At 33.5% G+C, this 25019-nt stretch carries 22 protein-coding genes; 14 read left to right on the top strand and 8 right to left on the bottom strand.

Annotation, left to right across the window (positions count from 1 at the left end):
* Positions 1–95 precede the first annotated feature (95 nt).
* Positions 96–3266 (top strand): isoleucine--tRNA ligase, encoded by a 3171-nt coding sequence (gene ileS / locus ACQ4M0_RS03340; protein WP_438456221.1) that lies wholly within the window; start codon positions 96–98, stop codon positions 3264–3266.
* Positions 3267–3310: 44 nt separating this feature from the next.
* Positions 3311–6082 (top strand): hypothetical protein, encoded by a 2772-nt coding sequence (locus ACQ4M0_RS03335; RefSeq protein ID WP_438456220.1) that lies wholly within the window; start codon positions 3311–3313, stop codon positions 6080–6082.
* Here ACQ4M0_RS03335 and pheT read toward each other — a convergent pair.
* Positions 6079–8418 carry a phenylalanine--tRNA ligase subunit beta gene (pheT, locus tag ACQ4M0_RS03330; protein WP_264684942.1) on the bottom strand — a complete coding sequence of 780 codons (2340 nt, stop codon included), beginning with the start codon at positions 8416–8418 and terminating at the stop codon, positions 6079–6081. The two genes, ACQ4M0_RS03335 and pheT, sit on opposite strands and share 4 nt — an antisense overlap.
* 112 nt (positions 8419–8530) lie before the next feature.
* Positions 8531–8800 (bottom strand): hypothetical protein, encoded by a 270-nt coding sequence (locus tag ACQ4M0_RS03325; RefSeq protein WP_010402566.1) that lies wholly within the window; start codon positions 8798–8800, stop codon positions 8531–8533.
* A 216-nt stretch (positions 8801–9016) separates the two neighbouring features.
* On the opposite strand from ACQ4M0_RS03325, the gene ACQ4M0_RS03320 reads away from it, so the two are divergent.
* Genes ACQ4M0_RS03320 through ACQ4M0_RS03295 form a run of 6 tightly spaced genes read left to right on the top strand, consistent with a single transcriptional unit; the run spans position 9017 to position 13568 of the window.
* Positions 9017–9742 carry a F0F1 ATP synthase subunit A gene (locus tag ACQ4M0_RS03320; RefSeq protein WP_007302047.1) on the top strand — a complete coding sequence of 242 codons (726 nt, stop codon included), beginning with the start codon at positions 9017–9019 and terminating at the stop codon, positions 9740–9742.
* Positions 9743–9801: 59 nt separating this feature from the next.
* Positions 9802–10029, top strand: coding sequence for a F0F1 ATP synthase subunit C (locus ACQ4M0_RS03315; RefSeq protein ID WP_006014985.1), 228 nt, complete (start codon positions 9802–9804; stop codon positions 10027–10029).
* A gap of 3 nt (positions 10030–10032) precedes the next feature.
* Positions 10033–10512: a F0F1 ATP synthase subunit B family protein gene (locus ACQ4M0_RS03310; RefSeq protein WP_007302046.1), complete on the top strand. Its 480-nt coding sequence runs from the start codon at positions 10033–10035 to the stop codon at positions 10510–10512.
* A 7-nt stretch (positions 10513–10519) separates the two neighbouring features.
* The gene (locus ACQ4M0_RS03305) at positions 10520–10996 is read left to right on the top strand and encodes a F0F1 ATP synthase subunit B family protein (RefSeq protein ID WP_019236676.1); all 477 of its coding nucleotides are present in this window, start codon (positions 10520–10522) and stop codon (positions 10994–10996) included.
* A gap of 5 nt (positions 10997–11001) precedes the next feature.
* Positions 11002–12591, top strand: coding sequence for a glycosyltransferase family 2 protein (locus tag ACQ4M0_RS03300; RefSeq protein WP_052264898.1), 1590 nt, complete (start codon positions 11002–11004; stop codon positions 12589–12591).
* Positions 12573–13568, top strand: a complete 996-nt coding sequence (locus tag ACQ4M0_RS03295) for a COX15/CtaA family protein (RefSeq protein ID WP_012481867.1) — start codon at positions 12573–12575, stop codon at positions 13566–13568. Before ACQ4M0_RS03300 ends, ACQ4M0_RS03295 begins: the two co-directional genes overlap by 19 nt.
* Here ACQ4M0_RS03295 and ACQ4M0_RS03290 read toward each other — a convergent pair.
* Positions 13551–15521 carry an acetyl-CoA carboxylase biotin carboxylase subunit gene (locus tag ACQ4M0_RS03290; RefSeq protein ID WP_012481866.1) on the bottom strand — a complete coding sequence of 657 codons (1971 nt, stop codon included), beginning with the start codon at positions 15519–15521 and terminating at the stop codon, positions 13551–13553. The two genes, ACQ4M0_RS03295 and ACQ4M0_RS03290, sit on opposite strands and share 18 nt — an antisense overlap.
* Before the next feature lie 61 nt (positions 15522–15582).
* A complete protein-coding gene (locus ACQ4M0_RS03285) occupies positions 15583–16254 on the bottom strand; it encodes an ankyrin repeat domain-containing protein (protein WP_438456219.1) in 672 nt (223 codons plus the stop codon).
* A gap of 151 nt (positions 16255–16405) precedes the next feature.
* Here ACQ4M0_RS03285 and gltX point away from each other — a divergent pair, with 151 nt between their 5' ends.
* Positions 16406–17758: a glutamate--tRNA ligase gene (gene gltX, locus ACQ4M0_RS03280; protein ID WP_438456218.1), complete on the top strand. Its 1353-nt coding sequence runs from the start codon at positions 16406–16408 to the stop codon at positions 17756–17758.
* An 851-nt stretch (positions 17759–18609) separates the two neighbouring features.
* Here the strand turns inward: gltX and ACQ4M0_RS03275 are convergent.
* Positions 18610–19065, bottom strand: coding sequence for an Hsp20/alpha crystallin family protein (locus ACQ4M0_RS03275; protein ID WP_007302039.1), 456 nt, complete (start codon positions 19063–19065; stop codon positions 18610–18612).
* A 372-nt stretch (positions 19066–19437) separates the two neighbouring features.
* Here ACQ4M0_RS03275 and ACQ4M0_RS03270 point away from each other — a divergent pair, with 372 nt between their 5' ends.
* Positions 19438–20145, top strand: coding sequence for a pyridoxine 5'-phosphate synthase (locus ACQ4M0_RS03270; RefSeq protein WP_019236674.1), 708 nt, complete (start codon positions 19438–19440; stop codon positions 20143–20145).
* A 1-nt stretch (position 20146) separates the two neighbouring features.
* Here ACQ4M0_RS03270 and ACQ4M0_RS03265 read toward each other — a convergent pair whose 3' ends face one another.
* The 3 genes from ACQ4M0_RS03265 to rplM all read right to left on the bottom strand — a co-directional run bounded on the left by ACQ4M0_RS03265 (position 20147) and on the right by rplM (position 21502).
* Positions 20147–20449: an HU family DNA-binding protein gene (locus tag ACQ4M0_RS03265; protein WP_438456217.1), complete on the bottom strand. Its 303-nt coding sequence runs from the start codon at positions 20447–20449 to the stop codon at positions 20147–20149.
* 145 nt (positions 20450–20594) lie between these two features.
* On the bottom strand, positions 20595–20996 hold the full coding sequence (gene rpsI / locus ACQ4M0_RS03260) for a 30S ribosomal protein S9 (RefSeq protein WP_438456668.1): 402 nt from the start codon (positions 20994–20996) through the stop codon (positions 20595–20597).
* A 47-nt stretch (positions 20997–21043) separates the two neighbouring features.
* Positions 21044–21502, bottom strand: a complete 459-nt coding sequence (gene rplM / locus ACQ4M0_RS03255) for a 50S ribosomal protein L13 (RefSeq protein WP_006014941.1) — start codon at positions 21500–21502, stop codon at positions 21044–21046.
* Between the two features lie 131 nt (positions 21503–21633).
* On the opposite strand from rplM, the gene ACQ4M0_RS03250 reads away from it, so the two are divergent.
* From ACQ4M0_RS03250 to ACQ4M0_RS03235, 4 genes are all read left to right on the top strand, one after another.
* Positions 21634–22869 (top strand): TolC family protein, encoded by a 1236-nt coding sequence (locus ACQ4M0_RS03250; RefSeq protein WP_026097234.1) that lies wholly within the window; start codon positions 21634–21636, stop codon positions 22867–22869.
* A 10-nt stretch (positions 22870–22879) separates the two neighbouring features.
* Entirely contained in the window at positions 22880–23395 is a 516-nt protein-coding gene (locus ACQ4M0_RS03245; protein ID WP_007302034.1) for a PopZ family protein, read from the top strand.
* 75 nt (positions 23396–23470) lie between these two features.
* Positions 23471–24049 (top strand): RlmE family RNA methyltransferase, encoded by a 579-nt coding sequence (locus tag ACQ4M0_RS03240; protein WP_007302033.1) that lies wholly within the window; start codon positions 23471–23473, stop codon positions 24047–24049.
* A 173-nt stretch (positions 24050–24222) separates the two neighbouring features.
* Entirely contained in the window at positions 24223–24951 is a 729-nt protein-coding gene (locus ACQ4M0_RS03235) for an ankyrin repeat domain-containing protein (RefSeq protein ID WP_438456216.1), read from the top strand.
* Positions 24952–25019: the final 68 nt, after the last annotated feature.

The following is a 25019-nucleotide window of genomic DNA, read 5'->3' as shown; positions in this document are numbered from 1 at the left end:
AATAATGTCAATACCTATCAATGTTTATAGAAACAGAGTTTTTGGATTTGTAATTTTCCAGAAAGCTCTATATTCTTTGATTTTATCCAGTTAAAATGAATATGAAGTATTATCCTGATACAAGCAGCAGTCCTGATTTTTCATTGCTAGAAAAGGAAATCATAAAATTTTGGCAGGAAAATAAAATTTTTGAGCAGTCAGTCGAGAAACGTTCCAAGGATCATTGTTTTGTATTTTATGATGGGCCTCCGTTTGCAAATGGACTTCCGCATTACGGACACTTGCTTACTGGTTTTATAAAAGATGCATTTGCAAGATATCAAACTATGCTGCAAAAAAGGGTTGAACGCAGATTTGGTTGGGATTGCCATGGGCTACCGGCTGAGATGGGCGCGGAAAAGGAACTTAGAATATCTGGTAGAACTGAGATAGAGAAATTTGGCATTGAAAAATTTAATAATAATTGCCGTACTTCTGTGATGAAATTTTCATCAGAATGGGAGAAGTATGTAAATAGACAAGCAAGATGGGTAGATTTTCACAATGACTATAAGACTATGGATAAGTCATTCATGGAGTCGGTCATGTGGGCATTTAAGCAGCTTTATGATAAAGGTCTGGTGTATGAATCAATACGCGTTGTTCCCTATAGCTGGGCGTGTGAAACTCCACTCTCTAATTTTGAAACAAGGCTTGATAATGCATATAGAGAAAAAATTAGCAAAGCTGTAACTGTTGCTTTTGAACTTTTAGAAAATCCAAAGCAATTTAAACAAAAATGTAGATTACTTGCTTGGACTACAACGCCTTGGACGTTGCCGAGCAATCTTGCACTGGCAGTAGGGGAGGATATTGAGTATTGTATGGTGTTAGTAAATGGTGAAGTCTGCATCTTTGCTGAAAGTTATTTAGAGAAATTTGTCAGCCACTGTGAACAAAGCAATATTCAATATGAAAACTGTAATACAAAACTTAAAGCGAGTGATCTTGCAGGTCTTTCCTATAAACCACTGTTTGATTACTTTAAAGATACAAAGAATGCGTTCCGTGTTTTCATTGCTGATTATGTTACAGGAGAAGATGGTACTGGTGTTGTGCACACTGCTCCTGGATTTGGTGAAGAAGATTTTTACCTTTGCCAAAGCCATGATATTCGAGCTGTTTGTCCAGTTGATAACGCTGGAAAATTTACTACTGAAGTTTCAGATTTGGCAGGAGTTCATGTTTTTGATGCCAATGATACAGTAATCAAGAAATTAAAAAGGCAGGGGAGCTGGTTTAAAACTGAGCAATATATTCACAATTATCCACACTGCTGGAGAACTGACACTCCTTTAATCTACCGCACTATGCCTTCTTGGTATGTTGCTGTGACAAAGTTTAAGGGAAGAATGACAGAGCTAAATAAGAGAGTTAATTGGATGCCGAATCATATTAGAGATGGTCAATTTGGAAAATGGCTTGAAGGAGCGCACGACTGGTCTATTTCACGCAATCGATTTTGGGGTACGCCAATTCCTGTGTGGAAATCAGATGATGCAAAATATCCAAGAGTGGATGTGTATGGCTCAATAGCAGAACTAGAGCGAGATTTTAATGTTAAAATAGATGACTTGCACAGACCATTTATCGATACTTTGATAAGACCAAATCCTGATGATCCAACAGGAAAATCAGTTATGCGTCGTGTGCCTGATGTGTTTGATTGTTGGTTTGAGTCTGGCTCGATGCCGTTCGCGCAAGTTCACTATCCGTTTGAAAATAAAGAATGGTTCGAGAAAAATTTCCCTGCGGATTTTATCACTGAATATATAGCACAAACAAGAGGATGGTTCTATACGCTTTTTGTGCTTTCCACTGCTTTATTTGATAGTGAGCCATTTAAGAATTGCATATGCCACGGTGTGGTTCTTGATGTGAAAGGTCAGAAATTATCCAAGCGTTTAAATAATTATGCAGATCCAATGGAGGTTTTTGACAAATGTGGTTCTGATGCGCTGCGTTTTCTTATGCTATCTGGTTCCATTGTTTGCGGTGGTAATTTACTACTCGACAAAGAAGGAAAATCGATACGAGATATTCTGAAGGACGTAATAAAACCTATTTGGAATAGTTATCACTTTTTTACCATGTATGCAAATGCAGATGGAATTAGAGCTGAGGTTTGTAAAGATTATCAGACTACCATTGATCGCTACATGATTTCCAAATGTTTTGAAGCTGTGGAAAGTATACAAGCTTCTATGAACAACTATAATTCCCAAGAGGCTTGTAAAACCCTGATGAATTTCTTTGAAGTGTTAAATAATTGGTATATTCGTCGTAGTCGTGAGCGTTTTTGGAAAAATGATTTAGATCAAGACAAAACTGATGCTTATAATGTTCTATACACAGTTTTTTATTACATACTACGGGCTGCAGCTCCTTTGTTGCCACTCATAACAGAGACTATATGGCAAGGGCTTGAGTACAAAGAAACATCTGTTCATTTGGCTGATTTTCCACAATCAGATAGATATGACAGTGAACTCATTGCCAAGATGGATTTGGTAAGAGAGATATGTAACTCTGCATTATCCATCAGAAATACGTTTAACATGCGCATCAGGCAGCCACTTGGCAGTATGACCATTTATCATAGGTCTTCCTGCGATTTCCTTGAAAATGAATATCAAGAGATAATAAGAGATGAGGTGAATGTAAAAGAACTAGAAATAGTAAGTGAGTTGAAAGAAGTTGCGTCACTAGAGCTAAAACTAAATTTTCCGCTACTTGGTAAGAAGATTCCAGATAAAATCAAGAAACTAGTTCAATATGTCAAAGAAGAAAAGTGGAAGCAAATTGAGAATGAGCAAATATTTCTGGGGGATGAAACAGAGAACTATACTATAGAAAAAGGTGAATATGAACTATTGTTAAAAGCAAACAGTGAATATTCTTCTGTATTTGATGACAATAAAGGGGTTGTTATTCTGAGCACTGAGCTCAATGACGAACTAATTCTAGAAGGACTCGCAAGAGATGTTGTGAGGCTTATTCAAGAAACTAGAAAGCAGGCTGATTTCCATATATCAGATAGAATCAGAGTAATAATCAAAGCAGAAGATGAGAAAGTTAAAGAGGCAATAAACAGGTGGGATGAGTATATAAAAGAGCAGACCCTTGCCTTATCTTTGGACACTAATAAAGAGATCGAGGCCGATTTCTATTCTAAGGAATACCAAGGTTTGACAGTTGGTATTAAGTTAATAAAGTTGCAAAGTTAGTAATGTTTATGCTATACTTAAATTACCTTAAGTAGGGTGGTGATATGAATCAAGTTGTTGCAGATGGTCATAGAGAAGTTATTGATTTAAATAACAACAGTGATGGTTCAGGTAAAGTAGAATCTATTTCCAATGTTGCTTTGGAAGAGGAAGAAGAGTTTTTTGATGCTATGGAAGATGTTTCTAATGTAGAAGAAGGGAATGATTTAGGTCTTGCTAATTCAGAAGAGGAAGAAGAGTTTTTTGATGCTGTAAGTAAGCAGGATTGGTTAATTAAACAAATAGCTGCTTTTAATGTTCCGCTCAGTATATTCCATTATAAGGATTATGACTCTGACTTTTTTACCTCTTGGTATAATATGTCAAGCGAAATATTGAAAGAGATAAACAGAGCTTGCCCAGAGAAGAAAGTATTAAATTTAGCTCTGTCAGTTTTAATGCTCCCTTATATTGCTTTTACTGCACTGGGGTTAGTCATATACAGTAGATTTAAAGCAAATAGCAAGACACAAGAAGGTGTAGTGGAAGATAAGATAAAAAAGAGTGAAACAGGTGTGCCAAAAAGATTGGCATATGGCGCTCTTGCTGCAATGGCAATTTTTGTTAATGTGACTGTGCTTGTAGCCTTAATCGTTCCTGCAACAGTTGCTTTGGCTACTTTTTATCTTTTAAATAGAGAGTTATCTCACTCTTTAGTTACTGCTCTTAAAATAAGTATGGGGCAGTATTCTAATAAGCACCAAAATATAGAGGTATCTTTTCATGAAATGGAGGTTTCTGAGTCAAGCATTGCATATGATATGGAAATAAAGTTTCCACTGCAATTTAAACAATTACTTAAAGATTTATGCGAGAATGAAGATAATAAGTGGTTTAATGTGACACGAGATTCAGAGCATAATACCATACTGAAATTATCAGCTAATATCAATTTAAAAAATGGTCTTCAGCCCTTGCGTAATGAGATCGGAAGTGTAATTGCAACTTCGATTCAAGAATGCGCAAGAACTATGGAAGAGCTGGTGAATCTAGAAAAGAAAGATATTACACATGATAAACTGAAGGAATTATTGAGTAAATTCAGGCTGAAAGTGGTGAGTAGCATAGATTCTAAGTTGACAACTCACTTAATAGAAAATGCTTATCAAGTTGCTTTTATACAAGCAATTAAGTTTCAGCAAAATAGACGGGGAAAAGATTTTTCACTGGAGGATGAGCTAAAAAATACTTTAGTGAAACAGAAATTAGAAAGTCAAGGTAAGGAATTACCAAATGAGAAAGAAGTGATAATCAAAGATTTGAAAGAACTAAAAATAAAGGAGTTACTTAATTTGACTGATGAAGATGATCGGCTAGAGTCCCTTATGAAAGTAGATGATATAAGTGATGATGCACTTCCTGTATTTAAAGCAAAATGGAAACAGCTTATAAAAGAAGGGAAAATAGCTGAAAGGACAATAATTAATACTTATGAAGATATGTACCCTCAAGAAACAAAGAAAGCTCTAGATAATGCTGAAAGAGAGATTGAGGATTTAAGAGAAATAGTACAGATAAGATATAATGGTGAAAAATTAAAAGAGATGCATAAAAATAGGAAAAACGGTAACTTAAAAGATGGTGCTTTAAAAAGGAAATTAGAAGATTTTTTTAAATTTGAATATGATGGTCAAAAAGTTGAGGAAATGCTAATAGAATCGAGAATAAGGACTATTCAAACTCTACCGAATAAGTCAGATAAAAAAATAAAGCAATGTGAATTAAATGAAATAAGGATTTCGGGTGAAGTGAATGACTTTGTAGAGAAGATGTATTTAGAAATAACAAGATGTAGAATTCAAGAGTTATTTGAAAAGCAAGGGGAAAGTATAAAGAATGTAGAAGATAATAAGGACAGGCTATTCAATGGAGAAGATGAAAAACGTCTAGTAAACAAGATTGTTTCTTATCGAAAAAAAATTGGAGAATATTTTACGCAACCTACAAGACTGAAGGAAATAATAGGAAAGCAGAATGAGGATTTGGATGTTGAGAAAAATAGTAAAGAAGAGAAATCTTCAAGTATGGAGTTAATAGAGTTATGCTTGCGAAATAACCAAGAAATTCTAAAAACATTAGAACAGTTGAAATTGGAAGAAAAAGGATTATTGATAAATGAAAAAACAATAAATGATTATAGAGAAGAACTAGAATCTCGTAAAAAAATAAAATTTGCAATAATAGAAGATGATTTACTGAAGGCGTTCGAGCATGAAACTTTTAACGAAGAAGCAATTAAGAAATTATTAGAGAGAGCAGAACTTGAGTACTATTTTGCAGAAAAGTGCATAAAAAGTCCTGTGATTAAGACAAAAGACAATATCAAACATTTTTGTCAAGATTTATTGTCTCCTTTAATAAATAGGTTGGTGGAAAATATAGTAAATAATGTACCAAAAAGTGATAAGAGTTCATGGCTGCAGCCTATAAAAGCTATTAGGACAGGCTTGGGATATATTCAAACAGGTCTTGCCGTTGCAATGCGTGGAGATAAGAGCACAGAAGGAAAAACGTTGAGTGTGGCACATGATACTCATAAGGAAGTAGAAACATTTCTTCAACATTTTCAATCAAGTTATGAGGAAGTAGGAGTTTTTTTTGGTAATTTATTTTCTGATGATGGAACGACATTTAAAAATGATGTATGGCCTAAAGCAGAAGAGCATTTGCATGGAATTTGGGATAGGTTTTTCAAGAATATTGAATTCAAGATAGGAAATAAATTGGATGAAGTAAACGTGACACAGCAAAATCAGGAAACGGCGATTACGGCTTAATGATGAGCTCTCAAAGTTCCTTCAGTATTTTCACACACTAAGTTGACTATCATATTTGATTCTTTTTGGATTTCCTCTTCAGTTAAAGTGTGAGTTGGAGAGCAGAAAGTAACTGAAAATGCTATAGACATCTTATTCGATTCTATATTGTTTCCATGATATACATCAAATATCAAAACTTCTGTGATGAGCTCTGAGCTTTTTTTCACCATATTGATTATACTGCCTGCTGCTACATCTTTATTTACAATAAATGCAAAGTCGCGTTTTACACTTTGATATTTATAATCGATAAATTTTTTTCTACTTATAGGTAAATTTTCGATATTTTCTAATATCAACTCAAAGCCTACAATTTTTTGTTTGATGTTAAAAAAATCCAATATACTCGGATGCAATTCTCCAAAATAACCAACTATTTTACTTCTAAAAGATAAGGAGCCTGATTTTCCTGGGTGATAATATTCTTTTTCTGCTCTCTCTATTGCTAAATTATCACAATTGACATTAAAAAGTTCCAAAGCTGTTATGAGGTCAGCCTTTGCGTCAAAAATATCTATTTTCCTATCAGTGTTATAGTGGTTTTTCGGCGAATTATTTCCTGATCTAATTCCACTTAAAACGTACTTAGACTGAGCCTCACCATTATAAATTGGTCCAATTTCAAAAATTGCGAGATCAGATATCCCGTGAGCAATATTATCTGCAGTGACTTGCAACAAATTTGGTATGACACTTGGCCTCATTATATTGAAGTTATTATTAAATGGATTATCGATAATGAATAACTTATTCAAGTAACCAAACTTTTCAGCTGTTGATTCACTCATAAAAGACCAAGTTATCACTTCATGAAACCCTCTGCTTGTCATTAAAATGCGCAAATCATCTTGTGTCTCTTCTTCTACTGTAACGTCTTCTGCTAGTTGCTCTTCCTTTATTTTATCATAGCCGTATATTCTTACTACCTCTTCAACTAAGTCAGCAGGTATGGTTACGTCCGGTCTCCAGCTTGGTACTTGTATATTCCAATTACCTTCGGTTTTTTTATCGATACTAAACCCTAGCTTTGTTAAAATATCGAATACCTCATTAGGTGATGCAGATACACTTCCAAGTTTGTTTGCATTCTGATAATCAAAATTTATCTTGGTATAAGCCTTATTCAAATTGCCAGCAGACACTATGCTTGACACTTCTCCGCCACATAAATCCAAAATCATTTTGGCTGCAAGATTGAGTCCATCAAGGGTAAATTCAGGGTCAATTGAACGTGCAAATCTGTAACTTGAGTCTGTGGAGATGCCTAGCTGCCTTGAAGATTTAGTGATGGAGATGGGGTCAAACCAAGCAGACTCTAAAAAGATATCAGTAGTTTCAAGTGTACATTCGCTATACTTGCTGCCCATAATTCCAGCAATTCCATGAACATTTTTATCATCAGAAATAACGCTTATGTCTTTGTTTAATAAGTACTCTTTATCATTTAAACCAATAAATTTTTCTTCGTCATTTGCTTTGCGTACTATGAGCTCTCCTTCTATTTTTTTTGCATCATACGCGTGCATCGGGCGCCCGAAAGATATCATAATGTAATTAGTAATATCAACTATTGCAGAAATGGAGCGCATTCCTATCGATTCCAATTTATCTTTTAGCCATTTTGGACTCTCTTTATTTTTTACATTAGTGATATATACTCCACTAATAAAACTCTCCCCATCGATGACTTTGACGTTTATTAGTGAGTTCATAGAAGCGGTAAGTTGTGGAATGATTAAAGTCTTTAACGTTCCAATTCCAGTTGCTGCTAGATCACGTGCTATTCCATAAACACCTAAGCAATCTCCACGGTTTGGAGTGATGTTTATGTCAATTACAGGATCGCAATTGAAAAATTTATCTCCTGTTTTATAATCATCAGAAAGCTCGATTATTCCTTCACTTTCATCTTGAGTCAGCGAAAGCTCAGAGGCAGAGCAGAGCATCCCTTCACTTAGCACTCCTCTTATTTTTGTAGGCTTAATTGTAAAGTTGCTTTCTGGCAATGTGCTACCAAGAGATGCAAGTACAGTCTTCATGCCTTCTTTAACATTTTTTGCTCCGCAGACTATCTGCAGAACTTTACTTCCATCATTTACTCTACATAATTTTAATTTATCAGCATTTGGATGAGGTGCGACTTCTGATACTTCTGCAACAACAAACCCGGCCAACCTGGAATTGTCGATCACATTCTCTACTTCCAACCCTATGTGAGTTAATTTATCAATAATTTCCTCTAAACTAGCATTGGTTTCTAAGTACTCTAATAACCAAGATAATGTGAACTTCATTTATTTAACAGAAAATAAAAAAATTATTGTAATGTAAAATATAATGATTTTAAAGCTTGTTGTAGTGAGTAGCTTCTCTAATTGTAAAAAACGAAGGAGAAGCCTACTTTTTCTACAAAGAAAGAATTTTCTTTATATCACCTTTGCAGTCCATTTCCATGCAGAGTTGAATGTTCATATTGTGATCATCTATATGGAAATTATAAATGTAAGCATCACCAGTGAAATTTCCTATAACATCATGGCTTTCATTTAGCATTTCACCTGCCATGTGGAAAAGACCAGTGTCTGAGTTAGAAGAATAATCTGTAAACTTGATGTACCCGTTACCACATTCCTGTTCTAAATTTAAAGGTGGATTAGTAAAATCTATTTCGTTCATAATTGCCTCATATTAAAATTAAATTATAGTTAAAATAAGATGTTAAGTCAAGAATTTAGAATAAGATTGGTAGCTGACTATAATTTGCATTTTAATTGTATATTTTGTTAATATATTAATGCTATAATAATACAGAGCTCCTTATCTTAATTCTTGACTTTATTTTATAAAATTTATACTTTATCTACTGCTGCAGTTTAAGTATACAGGGTCAAAATGGCGTTAAATCCGCTAGAACAATTTAAAGTATATACAATAATAGAACTACCAAAATTATTTGGGTATGACATAAACTTTACCAACTCATCTCTTTTTATGATGATCTCGGTGATATTAATGGTACTGTTTTTGCTCCTTGGAATAAGAAAAGGTGCAGTAATACCAGGATATTTGCAAGCTGCAGTTGAATATGTATATGATTTTGTTGTTTCAATAATAGAAAGTAACACTGGAAGCAAAGGTTTGGAGCACATTCCTTTGATATTTACAGTATTTATTTTCATTTTATCGTGTAATTTAGTTGGTGTTCTTCCTTATAGTTTCACAGTTACAAGTCATGTGATAGTTACCTTCGCTTTATCAATGGTGGTTTTTACTTATATAACGATTGTTGGGTTTAAAGAAAGAGGAGTAGAATTTTTACGCATATTGCTACCAAAAGGAACTCCTTCGTGGCTTGCACCTATAATCATCATTATTAAATTATTTGCTTATTTAGTAAGACCGATTAGTTTATCAATAAGGCTTGCAGCAAATATGATTGCGGGTCATACAATCATCAAAGTGATAGCAGGATTCGTCATAAATATGAACATATTTTTTACACCTGCACCTTTTTTGTTTATAATTGCACTAATAGGATTTGAAGTATTTGTTGCAGTTTTGCAAGCTTATATATTTACTATATTAACATGTGTATATTTGTCAGATGCAGTAAAGTAATTGACTTCCTTGCAGAATATTTTACAATTATATTATAAAGAAATAGTTAAAGGTAATATATGGATTTAGTGGCTTTAAAATTTATAGCAATTGGTTTGGCTGTATTTGGAATGCTCGGTGCTGGTTTAGGTATAGCTAATATCTTCTCTGCTATGTTAAATGGGATTGCGAGAAATCCTGAGTCAGAAGGTAAAATGAAAAGTTACGTTTATATTGGTGCTGCCATGGTTGAAATCATGGGGTTGCTTGCGTTTGTACTTGCAATGTTATTAATATTTGCTGCTTAACAGATGCCACAGCTTGATGTTTCAACTTTCTCTTCTCAAATTTTTTGGTTTTTAATTTTTTTCTCTTCACTTTTTTTTGTAGTCAGTTGTTTGTTTTTACCGAAGTTAGATGAAATAATAAGCACTAGAAGTAAAGAAGTGTTAGATTCATTTAATAGTTCTATTCACCTTTTAAGACTTACAGAAGAGCAAATTGCCAAGTATAATGCAGCTTTAAATCAAGCTAGAGTACGGGCAAAAAAAATCATAGATGATGCATTTGCTCAAGTAGAAGAAATGAGAGCGAATGTTAAGGATATATTGGAAGAGGAAGACAAGAAGATGATTAAACTTGTTGAAGAAAAGGTAGTACAATTTAAATCTAAGTATATTAGTGAATTAAAACAAATGGCTACTAGTATTGCTTTGATTTACTATACTAAGTTAACTAATTCTGAGATTGAAGAGGAATTTGTTGCTGACTTGGTGTCAAAAGAATTTTAGGGTTTTTATGTCTACATTACTAGTTATAAGCCTTGCTTTTTTAGTAGGTTTTATCCTCTCATATAAATTGCTAAGGAAGGTAATAAAAAACGCGCTTAACAATAAACGTAACAAAAGCAAGTTTTCAAGTGAAGAAACTGAAAAATTCAGAAAAGATATATTGGAGTATTACAAAAAATCTTCTGAAAAATACAAAAAATTAGATGCAGAAGTTAACAAAATGATGAATGAAGCACTTGATAAGGCTAATAGTATTATTAAGCATAATAGACAGCAACTCGATCAAACGTTAGATGAAAATGCCCATTCTAATTTGAAGAAAGTTACTGACCAAGTTGAAAAAGCTCTTGGGGATTTACAAGCTAACACAGCGAGTATAGCTGCTGATGCTGTAAAAAAAATAATGCATGAACGTAAAGATGATAAGCGTAGTAGTGAGGTTATATCTTCGTTTTCACGTGACTTGAGCAAAAAGTTGCATTAAGTTTAATGCCTGTACTTCAAACTGATAATGTAGAAAAAATTAAATTTGATTCTAGTTTATGCAAAGAACAAGAGAAACTTTTCTACTATAGGTTTAATATAATTCCTTGGCAAAAATTAAATGATACTACTTTTTTTATGGTTGAAGACATAAGCCAAGATATCAACCTTTGGGTCGAATCTCATTACGGTATTGAATATGTATTGATAAAAGTAGATAGCAAACAGATTTTAAATCTTCTTAACTCACACTTTGGTATTTCAGAATTCGCAAGTAACTACTTATATTATAAGAATCCTAATTTTTCAGCTAAAAGCATTAGGCTCAGTTCAATCTTTTTTTCCTCTTTCTTTGTTATGATTTCGACTTTAACACTGACAAAAAAATATGCATATTTTGCTTTGGTGTTGATATTTATAATCGGATGTTCTAGTTCTTTATTCAAATTTGTAACTAAAATTTTTGGCTTGCGTAAAATTTCTAACCAAAAAGCAGATTATGATAAGATGAATGAACCTATATATACTATTTTATTGCCTGCTTTTAAAGAGAATGCGGTTATAAAGCAATTGATTAAGAGCATTGAAAGTTTGGATTATCCAAAATCAAAATTAGATGTAAAGCTTGTGATAGAGAGCGATGATCAAGAAATGTTGGCAGCTATAGAAAAATGCACTTTACCACAGTATTTTGAAGTAATAAAAGTGCCTCATTCTCTGCCTAGAACAAAAGCTAAGTCATGCAATTATGCTATGAGCTTTGCTAGAGGAAAGTATGTGGTAATATATGATGCAGATGACAAGCCAGATCCGTTGCAGTTAAAAAAAGCACTAATTGAATTTAATAAGGGCGACGAAAAGTTGGCTTGTGTACAGGCGAAATTAAATTACTATAACTTTGGTTGCAATTTTCTTACAAAATTCTTTTCTCTTGAGTATATGAACTGGTTTCAATATTTTTTGCCTGGATTTCAAAAAATGAACATGCCAATACCTTTGGGTGGTAGCAGTAACCATTTTTCAGTGGAAATTTTAAAGAAAGTGCTTTTTTGGGATGCTTACAATGTCACTGAAGACGCTGACCTTGGTTTGAGACTTGCGCAAATGGGATATAAAACCAGGATTATTGATTCAGAAACATTGGAAGAATCACCAACTACTGTGTTTGCTTGGATCAAACAAAGAGCACGCTGGATTAAAGGTTATATGCAAACTTATATCGTTCATTTAAAAAATATAAAATTACTTTTTAAGCACACTGGGCTTAAGGGAGTTTTGCTATTAAACCTTTTTGTTGGTTCCTCAGCTTTTATATTTTTCACGACTCCTTTTTTGTTACTTTCATTGGTGCTGACTCAAATTTTGAATGAATTATTCTTATATTATTTTATAATAGTATACGGTATTAACTTGATTTTTTTGATAATAGCTATCAGACAACAAAAAATGCCTTTTTATTTTTATATAGTATCAATATTTTTTCCCGTCTATAGTCTACTACATAGCGTTGCAGCTTTTCTCGCTTTGTGGGAATTTGTTATTCACCCTCAGCAATGGAATAAAACTCAGCATGGATTATGGAAGCAAAACCTGTAGCTATTTGGCTTTTTCTCTGCTCTCTCATGGTGATTTGCATGGTGGGAATTGGTGGATTTACCAGACTTTCAAAAGCAGGATTGTCAATCACGGAATGGAAACCAATTACCGGAACATTGCCACCGCTGAGTGAACAAGACTGGCTAAAAGAAAAATCAAAATATGAAGCTACACCTGAATATAAAGCATTTAATTATGGTATGAGTATGGAAGAGTTTCGCACCATATACTTAATAGAATATGTGCACAGGTTAATTGCAAGGCTGACAGGTTTAGTTTTTATCTTACCATTTATATACTTTACACTAAAAAAAAGAATACCTAAAAATGCAGTAATAAGGTTATCTACAGCACTATTATTTGGAATTTTACAAGCTTTTGCCGGTTGGTATATGGTTAAAAGCGGTTTGGTATCTAATCCTCATGTTAGTCACTATAAGCTCGCACTTCACTTACTGCTTGCGTTGGTTATCTTTGCATTATTGTCATATCAATTTTTTGATTACCAAATCAAACCAAAACAGATAATTAAAATTAATAGCAACATTACATGTTACATATGGATAATTTTAATCCTAGTGACAGTACAAATAATCTTCGGTGCATTTGTTGCAGGGCTAAATGCTGGTTTAATTTATAATACCTTTCCACTAATGGATGGACAAATTGTTCCGGAAGATTTATTTTACTTACAGCCTGCTTGGCTAAATATCTTTGAAAATAGAGTAACAGTGCAATTCATACACCGGGCATTGGCATTGCTGATATTAGTTCTGACAGCAATACTCACAATAAAAAATGCCAGTATAAAACCATTATATGTTATGCTATTCTCCGTCATCATTCAGGTAATTCTAGGAATAGTCACTTTGTTGCTGCATATACCAATGGCTATTGCTATAGCCCATCAAATGTTTTCATTTATCTTATTTGGATCAGGTTTATACTGCTTGCGTTATTTAAGAAATCAGATCTAATACCAAATCACCAGCATGTATATTTTTTCCTTCTTTAACAGGGATATTTTTTATCACCATTTCTGATTCAGCACATATTATATTTTCCATTTTCATTGCCTCCACAACAAAGAGAGGTTGTCCTACCTCTACCTGATCTCCAGCATTGACGTGTAATTTAACCAATAAACCGGATATTGGAGATTTTACAGCGTCTACTGAAATCCCTTCTGTTTTGTTGTTTAGCATTAATTTGCTTAGTTCAGCTACATGAGGTTTCAATACACAACATTTAGCTTTCATACCTGCGTGTCTTATAAAGTATTTGCTACCTTGTCTTTCTATTTTAAGTGCTATATTGGTATCATCATTAATTGTGATATATAGTAATCTGTAACTTGATTTCCACTTACCCACCACGGAGTATTTATTGTGGTTATATACTGTTGTTAATGTGTTATCTTGATACTTTGCATTTACGGAGTACTCATTGTCATCTATTTTCACTATGAATGCTTCGTCTGTTGACTTACTGTAATACTTTCCCTCATTTTCTAAGTGAACATACAGTGCAGCAAAAATAAATATTTTAATATATTCCTCTGTGATAAAATCGCCTTGAAACCCACTAGGATAATGGTCTGGAATGAATCTTGTGTGGAGTTTTGCTGCAATAAAGTTTGGATGATGGAAAATGGATTCTAGAAATTCTATATTATTTGTTACTCCTTCTATATAACATTCAGACAATGCTTTTTGCATTCTGCTGATTGCTTCTATTCTATCTTTTCCATAGGTTATAATTTTTGCAATCATTGAGTCGTAGAACATGCTGATTTCTGAACCGCTAGCTACTCCATCATCTATTCTTACATCATCTGGTTTGTCGTAATATTTGATTCTTCCGCTGGAAGGAAAAAATCTCTTTGATGGATCTTCAGCGCAAATTCTGCTTTCTATTGCAGAGCCAATAAGTTTAATATCATTCTGACCAAATCTTAATTTTTCTCCGCAAGAAATTCTGATCATCTCTTCCACTATATCTATTCCAGTGACAAATTCTGTGACTGGATGCTCAACTTGTAATCTCGTATTTACCTCAAGAAAATAGAAGTTTTGGTTCTTATCTACAACAAACTCGACAGTACCTGCTGAAAAATAATCAACTTGCTTTGCCAAAGAAACACATTGAGCATACATTTTTTGTCTTACTTCTTCACTAATAAATGGGCTTGGTGTTTCTTCTATTATTTTCTGGTTATTCCTCTGTACCGAGCACTCTCTCTCCCCAAGACACACTATATTGCCGTATTTATCTGCTATGATTTGTATTTCAATGTGTCTTGGCAGCTCTATATATTTCTCTATAAAAATACTGCCATCTTTAAAACTTTTCTCTGCTTCATTTGTTGCTGATGTAAATGCTAGTTCAATTTCTTTTTTGGAATATACAATTCGCATTCCTTTGCCACCACCACCTGATGCAGCTTTGAGCATAACGGGAAAACCAATCTCTTCAGCAACGATGGCTGCGTGGGCAGCATCTTCGATCTTACCCATATATCCTGGCACTACATTTACTCCAGCTTTTCTTGCCTCTTCTTTTGCCGTTATTTTATTGGCTGTAACTTCTATTGTTTCTGCACTTGGACCAATGAAATCTATGTTATGTTTTTCCAGAGCACGGGGAAAATCTGGATTTTCTGCTAAAAACCCATAGCCAGGATGAACCGCCTCGGCACCTGTTTCAACTGCTACTTCGCATATTTTTTCGATATTTAAGTAACTAAGATAAGCAGGCGAAGGGCCAATGTGCCTTGACTCATCTGCTTGCTTTACATGCACAGAATTTGCATCTGCATCTGAGTACACAGACACACAAGATATGCCCATCTTGTGCGCAGTTTTGATTATTCTGCAGGCAATCTCCCCTCTGTTCGCTACTAAAATCTTACTATACTTCTTTCTTATCATCTTATAAGTATACTTTCTTAAGTTAAGAAAGTAAATTTCTATATTACTACCTGCAAATACTTCACACTGGGGCTAAACCACTATCTAAAAGTTGCATAACATCAGGATCTGTCACTATAGTACTTTCGTTATAGAGGCCATATACTTCATTACATGCCTTAAATAACAGATATGAAGATCCTCCAGAAGCTATTGTTGCTATTGAAGCCAATGCAAGAGATTGAGAAGCCGAAAATAGAAGATACAAAGATACACACATAGCGGTAGCACACACTATAGCTCCTACTATATATAAGCATATATGAAACTTCTTATTACATATAAAGCCACATTTTATATCTGCAATTTGCTTAACTTCCTTCTGCTCTGAAGGATCCAAGAAGTAAAGAGGTGATACTGCCTTATTATCCTTAATATAGCTTTTATCGAGGAGTGCTTCCTTAATATATTTCTTATTATTCTTAAGTTCCTTTTCTAATCTTTTTACTTCTTCCCATTCTTTGGCTTCTTTTGCTTTTTCAACCTCAACCCTGGTACTTTCTTCTAAATCCTTTATGATCTTCTGTAACGCAGATAATAGAAACCCTTTACTTGCTGCTATATGAAATGGGTTTCCATTTTCATCAATTCTATGCTTAGCTACACAAGCAACTCTTTTCTTGCAAGCTTCAATAAATTTATTTTCATCCTCTTCTGTTACAACTTCTCTTGCAATTTCAAATAAATTATCCATATATACACCTCACTGCATTCACTAATATTAAATTATACAATGCAGTTTGTTAAAAATAAATGTAAATTGATCTTTCAAATTTACTATAGTTCCACGTTGTTGCAAGTACAAATTTTAGTTATCATCGGTTACGTTATCACAATAGACAAATATGCCAGGTATAGTCACTAGATTCGCTCCATCACCAACAGGATTTTTACATATTGGAGGAGCTCGCACAGCTTTGTTTAATTGGCTCTATGCGCAGCGTCATGGTGGCCAGTTTTTACTAAGGATTGAGGATACCGACAGAAAACGTTCAACACAGGAAGCAATTGATGCAATAATAGATGGGTTAAAATGGCTTGGAATAAGCTATGATGGAGAAATAGTATATCAATCAAAAAGAATAGATAGACATATTGAAGTTGCAAATCTTTTAGTTGAAAAGGGTAGGGCGTATCATTGTTACTGCCCCGAGAATGAAGTTGCGGAGAAGAAAATAAGAGCAAGGGAAGAAGGAAAAATATATAAGCATAAGTGTACTCATTCAACATCAAATGCAGAGCCTGTTGTTCGCTTCAAAGTGCCAGACTCAGAAGATATTGTTGTTGACGATAAAATATACGGCCAAGTTACAATAAGGAGCGACCAGCTTGATGACATAGTAATCTTGCGCTCTGACAATACTCCAACATATATTTTTGCTGTAGTGGTTGATGACCATGATGCTGGAATAACCGATATTATACGTGGCTCTGATCATCTCACTAATACCTTCAAGCAATTACTAATATACCAAGCTCTTGATTTTGATGTCCCACGCTTTGCACACGTACCGCTTATTCATGGAGAAGACGGGAATAAGTTATCTAAAAGGCATGGTGCAACAAGTGTTTGCGATTATGAAAAGATGGGAATATTGCCACAGGCAATGCGTAATTACTTGCTAAGACTTGGCTGGAGTCATGGCAACGATGAGATTATTAGCGATGAGCAAGCAATAGAGTGGTTTAATTTAGAAAGCATCGGTCGCTCACCTGCACGGCTCGATTTCAAAAAACTGGAGCATTTGAATAACCACTATATTAGTAATATGAGCAATGAAGATATTCTGACTCTAATGCTTAGAGAAAATACTCTAACTGACAAAAAAAAGGGCTATTTACTGCAGGGACTGACAGAGCTGAAAAAAAGAGCAAACTATCTGACCGAATTATTGGACTTAGCAAAATTTTATATTCAAGTTGATTTAAGTGAAGAAGCTCAGCAAATTGTCAAATCTAACCTCAATGTAATTAAGTTACTTGCATCATTTCTTTCGAGTGTAGGTAGTGAAGATTGGAATAAGAATTTTTTATCTTCTCAGATTAAGGAATTTTCAAAATTACATAATATAAAAATGAGCGATATATACCACTCATTACGCGCTCCAATAACTGGAATAATGGATGCGCCTGGAATCATCGATATCATGGTAATTCTTGGTAAAGATGAGTGTATAAAAAGATTGCAAGCAATTTAAATAAAAAATTGCTTGACAGACTCTAGTAGCTTCATTATAGTGGAGAATGAAGATTTTTTAGGATCCAAAATCTATCTTCACCTGCAGGTTTTTTCACCAAATAATCAAATTTCAGCAAAAAATATATAAGTTTATTTTTGCTAGCTCTTTATTCATATAGGAGGGTTTATGTCTAGAATTCCTGATACTTGACTTTTATTTTTAAGTTAAAAAAACAATTGGCGCCTATGGTTTTCACATTAAATCATTTTAAATTGTTAAAGTTAATACGGGCTTTTTTTGCCTTTTTTTTATTGGTATTTTTTTCATATTTTATTATATCATTATACTGTGGTACCATATAGACTTCAGTTTCATGATAAGGGGAGCAGGCTCCGTCTCAGCTATGGAATTAAAAAATGACTATGCATAAGATCTAATGGTGTGTCTAATCTATAGATAATTTTTTGTATTGCTAAGTTAATATTTTACATATCTGTTCAGTAAAGTGGCAAAAAAGACAACTAAATGAGTGTCATGAAAGTAGCTTACACGTAGTTGTAGGAATATTCATTTTTTAAGGTAAATTACACAGCAAATATTGTCATTCAAGTACTGTAATTCCAGCTTCTATAATGTCATGCCAGTGCTCGACACTGGCATCGAGCAAAATTTATCACAAACAAGACAACATTTTCAATTAAAAAATCAGTGTCTGGGTGCTAAGATGACACCTTCATAAGGGAGCCAGCATCAGCTACTTTCATGACACTCATTTAGTTGTCTTTTCTCGTTTACCTTATTTTGCCACTCTGCTGAACAGATATTAAAATAGCAAGCCTCAAGGTCAGAAGCCTGCTATTACTTACTGATTACTTTACATCAATTTTCTTGATGTGTTTCTCTGATTTAGGTATGGTTACATGCAATACCCCATCTAAAAAGTTGGCAGATACCTTATCTTGCTCTACATTTGTTGGAAGTTGAATAGATCTATAGAAAGAACCATAGTACCTTTCTTTGTGGTAAAACTGCTTATCTTTTGATTCATTATCACATGTTTTTTCACCCTTCACTATTAAGTTATCGCCAGATATACTAATGTCTATGCTTTCTTTAGGAATACCTGGTAACTCTAATGATAGGCAATAGCTTTCCTTTGTTTCATAAAGGTCACAAACTGGTAGTAGGCTACTGCCTCTTTTAGAAAGCTCTGGGTTCCATCCTGTAAAGAAGCTATCAAATATGTCATCAACGGCTCTTTGTAACCCTCTTACACTAAAATTATCACGATTATTGTTTTTATTTAAATGAACTATATTACTCATGTTGTACCTCCTTTTACTAATACATGCACTACATAATCACTCCACTTATTAATTTCAATCCTAAATCTAAAATTTTTTAGATGCGAAAAATTTTCCCCGTTTACTATAACTTGATTATGAGAAAAAATCTTATTTGGATTACCACGAGTAGTTCTATAAACTAGATTAACTGTAAAAAAGGGCAAGTGTATGCAAATTTATTACTTCTCTTTCCACTTCCACAATCAAACAATTTTGAATGTTTCTTATTTGACTTGCCAACAATGAGAATTGGTATAACTGCTAGCTCCGTCTTTCAGCTATGGCATTAAACAATGACATGCATAAGATCTAATAATATGTATAATTTATAAATAATTTTTGAGGTAAATTGTGAAATTGGGCGTTAATATTGATCACGTTGCAACCCTTCGCAACGCACGTGGAGCTTCTTATCCAGATCCATTAAAAGCAGCAAAAATAGCTATTGATGCTGGAGCAGATTTTATCACCGTACACTTACGAGAAGACAGAAGGCATATCAGAGATGAGGATGTATTCAATCTAAAACAAAACATTAGCACTGAGTTGAACCTTGAAATTGCAGCTACGGAAGAAATGCTCAAAATAGCAAAAGAAGTAAAACCCTATTCGATTTGTATAGTACCAGAAAAAAGAGAAGAATTAACAACCGAAGGTGGCCTGAATATCGTGAATATGCACAGTAAACTTTCTGGTATAATAGAGGAAATGCATAGCTTTGACATAAAAGTCTCACTGTTTATCGATCCAAATATTAATCAACTAAAATATCTTGAGAAGCTAGAAAGAAAGCCTGACATAATAGAAATTCACACAGGGGATTACTGTGATAATCCATCAGAAGAAAAATTAAAACTTATTACTAACTCTGCAGAATACATTAATAAGCTAGGAGTAGAATGCCACGCAGGGCATGGCATAAATTATAAACATGCTAAAAGAATAAAAGAAATACCTCACATCTCAGCTCTTAATATAGGCCATTCTTTAATCAGCGAGGCTATATTTCATGGCTTACATAGTGTAACTAAAAAGATGAAAATGACAATATCTAAGTAGCTTATACTTTCTCTTTGGTATTTAAAGTACTTGAAAGAGCTTGACTTGCTTTAAACCTTACTCTTTTCTTTTCAGGAACGGTCATAATCTCACCATTTTGAGGATTACGGCATTGTCTTTCCTTACTTATAGCAGTAGAGAATGTCCCTATTCCATGCAAACGTATTTCACCTTTACGATTTAGATCGTTCTTGATTGTTTCCATAAAAATATCATAAAGCTTACCCAAACTAGCTTTTGTTATATCTATACCTTGACTAGAGCACTCTTGACTCAGTTGGTTTACTATATCTTCTTTACTCATAAATTACCTTAATATTGAAAAATTACATAAACAGCATATTATGCTAATACCAATAGTCAACTAAATTCGTCATAAAAAGAGAAAATGTCATAAAACCTTGTAAGAACTTGTATAATATTTACAAAAAAATACCATTATGAAACAATTATCTCTTAGAAAACTGATATTTTTTCCGAGCTTTATGTTGACCATATTTCTTACGCTCAACAACACGTGAATCTCTAGTTAGGAATCCACCCTTACGTAATATAGAGTGTAGATCTTGACTTATACTACTTAAAGCTCTGCTTATTCCATGAGCTAAGGCACCTGCTTGGCCAGATAGTCCTCCACCTTTTACAGTTGCAAACACATCATACCTATCTAACATAGAAGTTACTATGAATGGCGCTTTAATCATTTGACACACTGATTCTCTTTTAAAATAAGAAATTAAATCATCTTTTTTATTAACACTAAATTTTCCACTTCCTGGCTTTATCCATACTCTTGCTACAGATTCTTTCCTTCGACCTGTGGCATATGAACGACCAAGTGAGTCAATCATTGCCTTTTTTGGCTGATCATTATTATTTATTTTCACTTTTTACTCCATTATTTCTTATTTTTACGATTTAAAGAGGCAAAATCTATTTTTTCAGGTTGCTGTCCTTGATGCTTATGTTCTGAACCAGAATAAACATACAAATTTTCAAACCGTCTACGTGCCATAGGACCATCATCAAGCATTCTTTTTACTGCCATTTTTATCACACGCTCAGGGAATTTGCCATTTAAAATATTATCTGGAGTAGTTTTCTTTAAACCACCAGAATAACCTGTATGCCTATAGTAGATTTTATCTTTAAGTTTCTTTCCGGTAAAATGTACCTTTTCTGCATTAACAATAATTACATTATCTCCACAATCCATATGAGGTGTGTATTCAGGCTTATGCTTTCCACGCAATAGCGCTGCTACAAACGCTGCAAGCCTTCCTACTACTAATCCTTCTGCATCTATAACAAGCCATTTTTTATCGACTTGTTTCTCTTTTAAGAAAAAAGTTTTCATATATCAATACATAACAGTAGATTATGATACACTGAGTTGCTTGATAGTGTCAACAACATTAGTTACAACATTAGTTATTGATTATTAAAGTAATTTATGCTAATAACTTAAACAACATGCTAGAAAGCAAAATGTTTCGATTGATTATTATACTTATAATTGCTTTTGGTACTATAGGTTGCTATGCAATCGATTTGGAAGAAGCCATAAGCAAAGCTATCAAAAACAGCTCAAAAATAAAGTCTCAGTTTTACCAATATAAGAGTGCTGAAAAACAGCTGAAATCTTCTGGATTGGCTGGATTTTTACCTGACATTAATTTACAATATAATTTCGATAGTAATTTTAATATTATTAACGATCGACAAAACTCTGGAAAGCGTCTAACATTAAGCCAAAGAATAATAGACGGTGGGGGCACTTTTGCTACATTTAGCCGATCAAGTCATCTTCTTAAAGCAGCAAAAATTAGATTTCAGCAGTCAAAGCAAGAAGTTGCACTCAGCGCTGTGAAAGCATATGTTAATGTTTTACAAAAGGCAGAAATATTAAAACTGAGAGAACATAAAGAACGTGTTTCTTTAGAACATTTGTCAGCTATGAAAAAACGCTTTTCTCTTGGAGAAGTTACTAATGCTGAGGTTTTATTCGCAAAAGCAAAATTTTCATCTTCTATATCCAAAAGAGTTGATGCTGAAGGTGAATTAAAGCTCGCTAATATTGCTTACTATCATTTAATTGGTGAAGATGCTGATAATCTTCACGAGACTAATGGTAAACTACCTTCTATACCAGAATTAAATGAATGTTTACAATTAGCAAAAACTAATAACTTGTCCCTAAAAGCAGCAGTTTATCAAAAAAGAGCAGCCGGAATGGAAGTGATCGCTGAAACTTCCAAGTGGCTTCCTTCTTTGAATCTAAGCGCAAGTAAAAATTTTGGAAAGGACAATATAAAATTGGACACGTTACTAGAAAATGTGAATGTTGTCTTTACTCTTGATATTCCGATCTTTAAAAGAGGAGTTAATGTTTTTGGTGTTAGTAGAGCTAAAATGGATGCAAAACAATCCACTTACGATTATTACGAAGCAGTAAAAAATATAGAACAAGCAGTTATAAATGCTTGGAATAACGTGCTGACAGCAAAAGCTATTATTAAAGCAAGTCAAGAAGCAGAAAAAGCAGCAGCTTTAGCATTGGAAGGAGTTGCGCAAGAAGTAAACTTAAATTTAAAGAGCACAATTGATCTTTTGGATACTGAAGATGAACTATTTAAAGCACGTTCCGATCTAATTCAGGCAAAAAGCAATTATGTAATTAGTGTTTACAACTTGCTTTTTATGATAAATAGTATAAACCTTTAAATTTAATGGTATGAGCGATAATCAATCTGTAAAAGATATACTAGAAGATATAAAAAAAGCTATATCGGGTAAAAATCCAAGTGGTGATAGAGCAGAAATAATAGATGAAGATGATGACGTATTATGCCTTGAAGAGGAGTATCCAGAAGACATCGAAGAAAAAGAAAATAGTGAAGAAGAGAATAATTGCCAAAGTGAGAAAATGAATAACCAATTTAATAGTTACAACTCAGAAGAGAAAAATTTGTATGATAATATCCAAATGAGTAATAACAAAGTGAGCTATCAAGAACAAAGTAACGAGCATTTAGTTTTAAAAGAAAATATGGAGGAAATTAAAACATTGCTTGAAAAGATGCAAAGCGAACTACGGCATAAACAACAAAAAAGAGCGGATCTTACTGTTGAAGAATTAGTTGTATCTCTTTTAAAACCTCAGCTTTCAGAGTGGCTGAATAAGTATCTACATGCATTGGTAAAAGAAGTAGTTGAAAAAGAGCTCAAAGATATAATCAATAATAAGTAGGTTATTAGTATAAAGACCAGAGTAAAAACAGCTAGAGGTAGAAAGTTATCTTCAACAAGATGGCTACATCGCCATTTGAATGATCAGTATGTGCAAAAAACCAATAAGGACGGTTATAGATCGCGCTCGGCATATAAGTTAATAGAAATAGACGATAAATTTAAACTACTCCAACAAGGGCAAAAAATTATTGATCTTGGCGCTTTTCCTGGTGGATGGTCACAAGTTGCATCTAAGAAAGGAGCGAGTGTGATTGCTGTTGACATAAAACCAATAAACGCAATTAGTGGAGTAGAGTGTATACAGTGTGATATTATCAGCGAACTTGAAATTTTAAGAGAAAAATTCAAGGATCACAAATTTGATGTAATTTTATCTGATATGGCACCAGAATCTTGCGGTTTAAAATCGTTAGATCATATCAGAATTATGCTTTTATGCGAAGCAGCGCTCAATTTTGCAAAGCATTTTTTGAATCATGATGGCAAATTTGTAGTAAAAATTTTTCAAGGAGAGTCTGATAAAGATTTCTGCAATGAGCTAAAAAAAATGTTTAAAACAGTAAGATACTTCAAACCAAAGTCAAGTAGATCTGAATCTACAGAAATGTATTTAGTAAGTTTAGGCTTTATTGGTGGCAACTATTCTGTATAGCAGGTACTTACAGAAATGTTGACGAATCTTATCCTATTAAACTGAAGATTAATAACGCTCGCACAAAAGCCCCTTTTTCTTGTTTAAATATTTATGATAATTAATTAAACTCTTGACTTTATTGCTTAAGTATATGATAATTAAAGTATATTATTATTATAGGAGAATTTTATATGTGTTTAGCATTGTTGAAAAAGATATTAAGTACAGTAAATCGTGAAAATGATTTGAATGGTAATAACATAGTTGAAAAAATAAAAGAGCGAATAGAAAAAAGAGACCCATCTACTTATGAAAAATGGAAGAACGAAAGTTTTGATATAAATTATAAATTTAGTGTTTATGATTATTATGACAAAAAAGGATTAACATTATTAAATGTAGCATGTCTATATAATCAAGAAAATGTAGTAAAAGCTCTATTAGAAGTAAAAGGTATAAATGTTAATTTTCAAGATGGATCTGGAAAAACTCCTTTGTATATAGCTTTTGATAAAGGTCATCACAAGATAGTAAGAGCTCTATTAAAAGCCGGTGCTGATCCTTTAGTAAAAGTTCGTTGTAACAAAAATTTGGCAGAAATATTTACTAAAAAAGCAATTGGGAAAGCAGTAGACTTGGGTGCTCATATATTTATTATTGCATCTTGTATAGCTGCTATAGTAGTTACTTATGCATATTTTTTTGGTGTGTCATTATCAGTAGGTGCTATGGCTGGGATAGCTGTGGCTGCTGCTGTACTCACAGGACTTGTTGCTGGTGGTATTACGTATGAAGTGTATAAGCCTTGTGATGAGTTAAAGGACGCTATTGCAAAAGAAATATCAAAGCTTAGTCAGAATAGTGCAGTGGACGATAGTAAGCCTGATTGTAATCCTGGACACGCTTACTGGCACCAATAAAAGGTGTTATAAATAATGTAAAAAGTTTTTGCGCTATTTAAGGAAGAAGTCTCTTCTTCCTTTTTTTC

Origin of the sequence: Wolbachia endosymbiont of Kerria lacca, assembly GCF_051602725.1 — a bacterium.
Lineage (GTDB): Bacteria > Pseudomonadota > Alphaproteobacteria > Rickettsiales > Anaplasmataceae > Wolbachia.
Note: the sequence above shows the minus strand (reverse complement) of the source record. Positions and strands in the feature narration are given on the sequence as shown.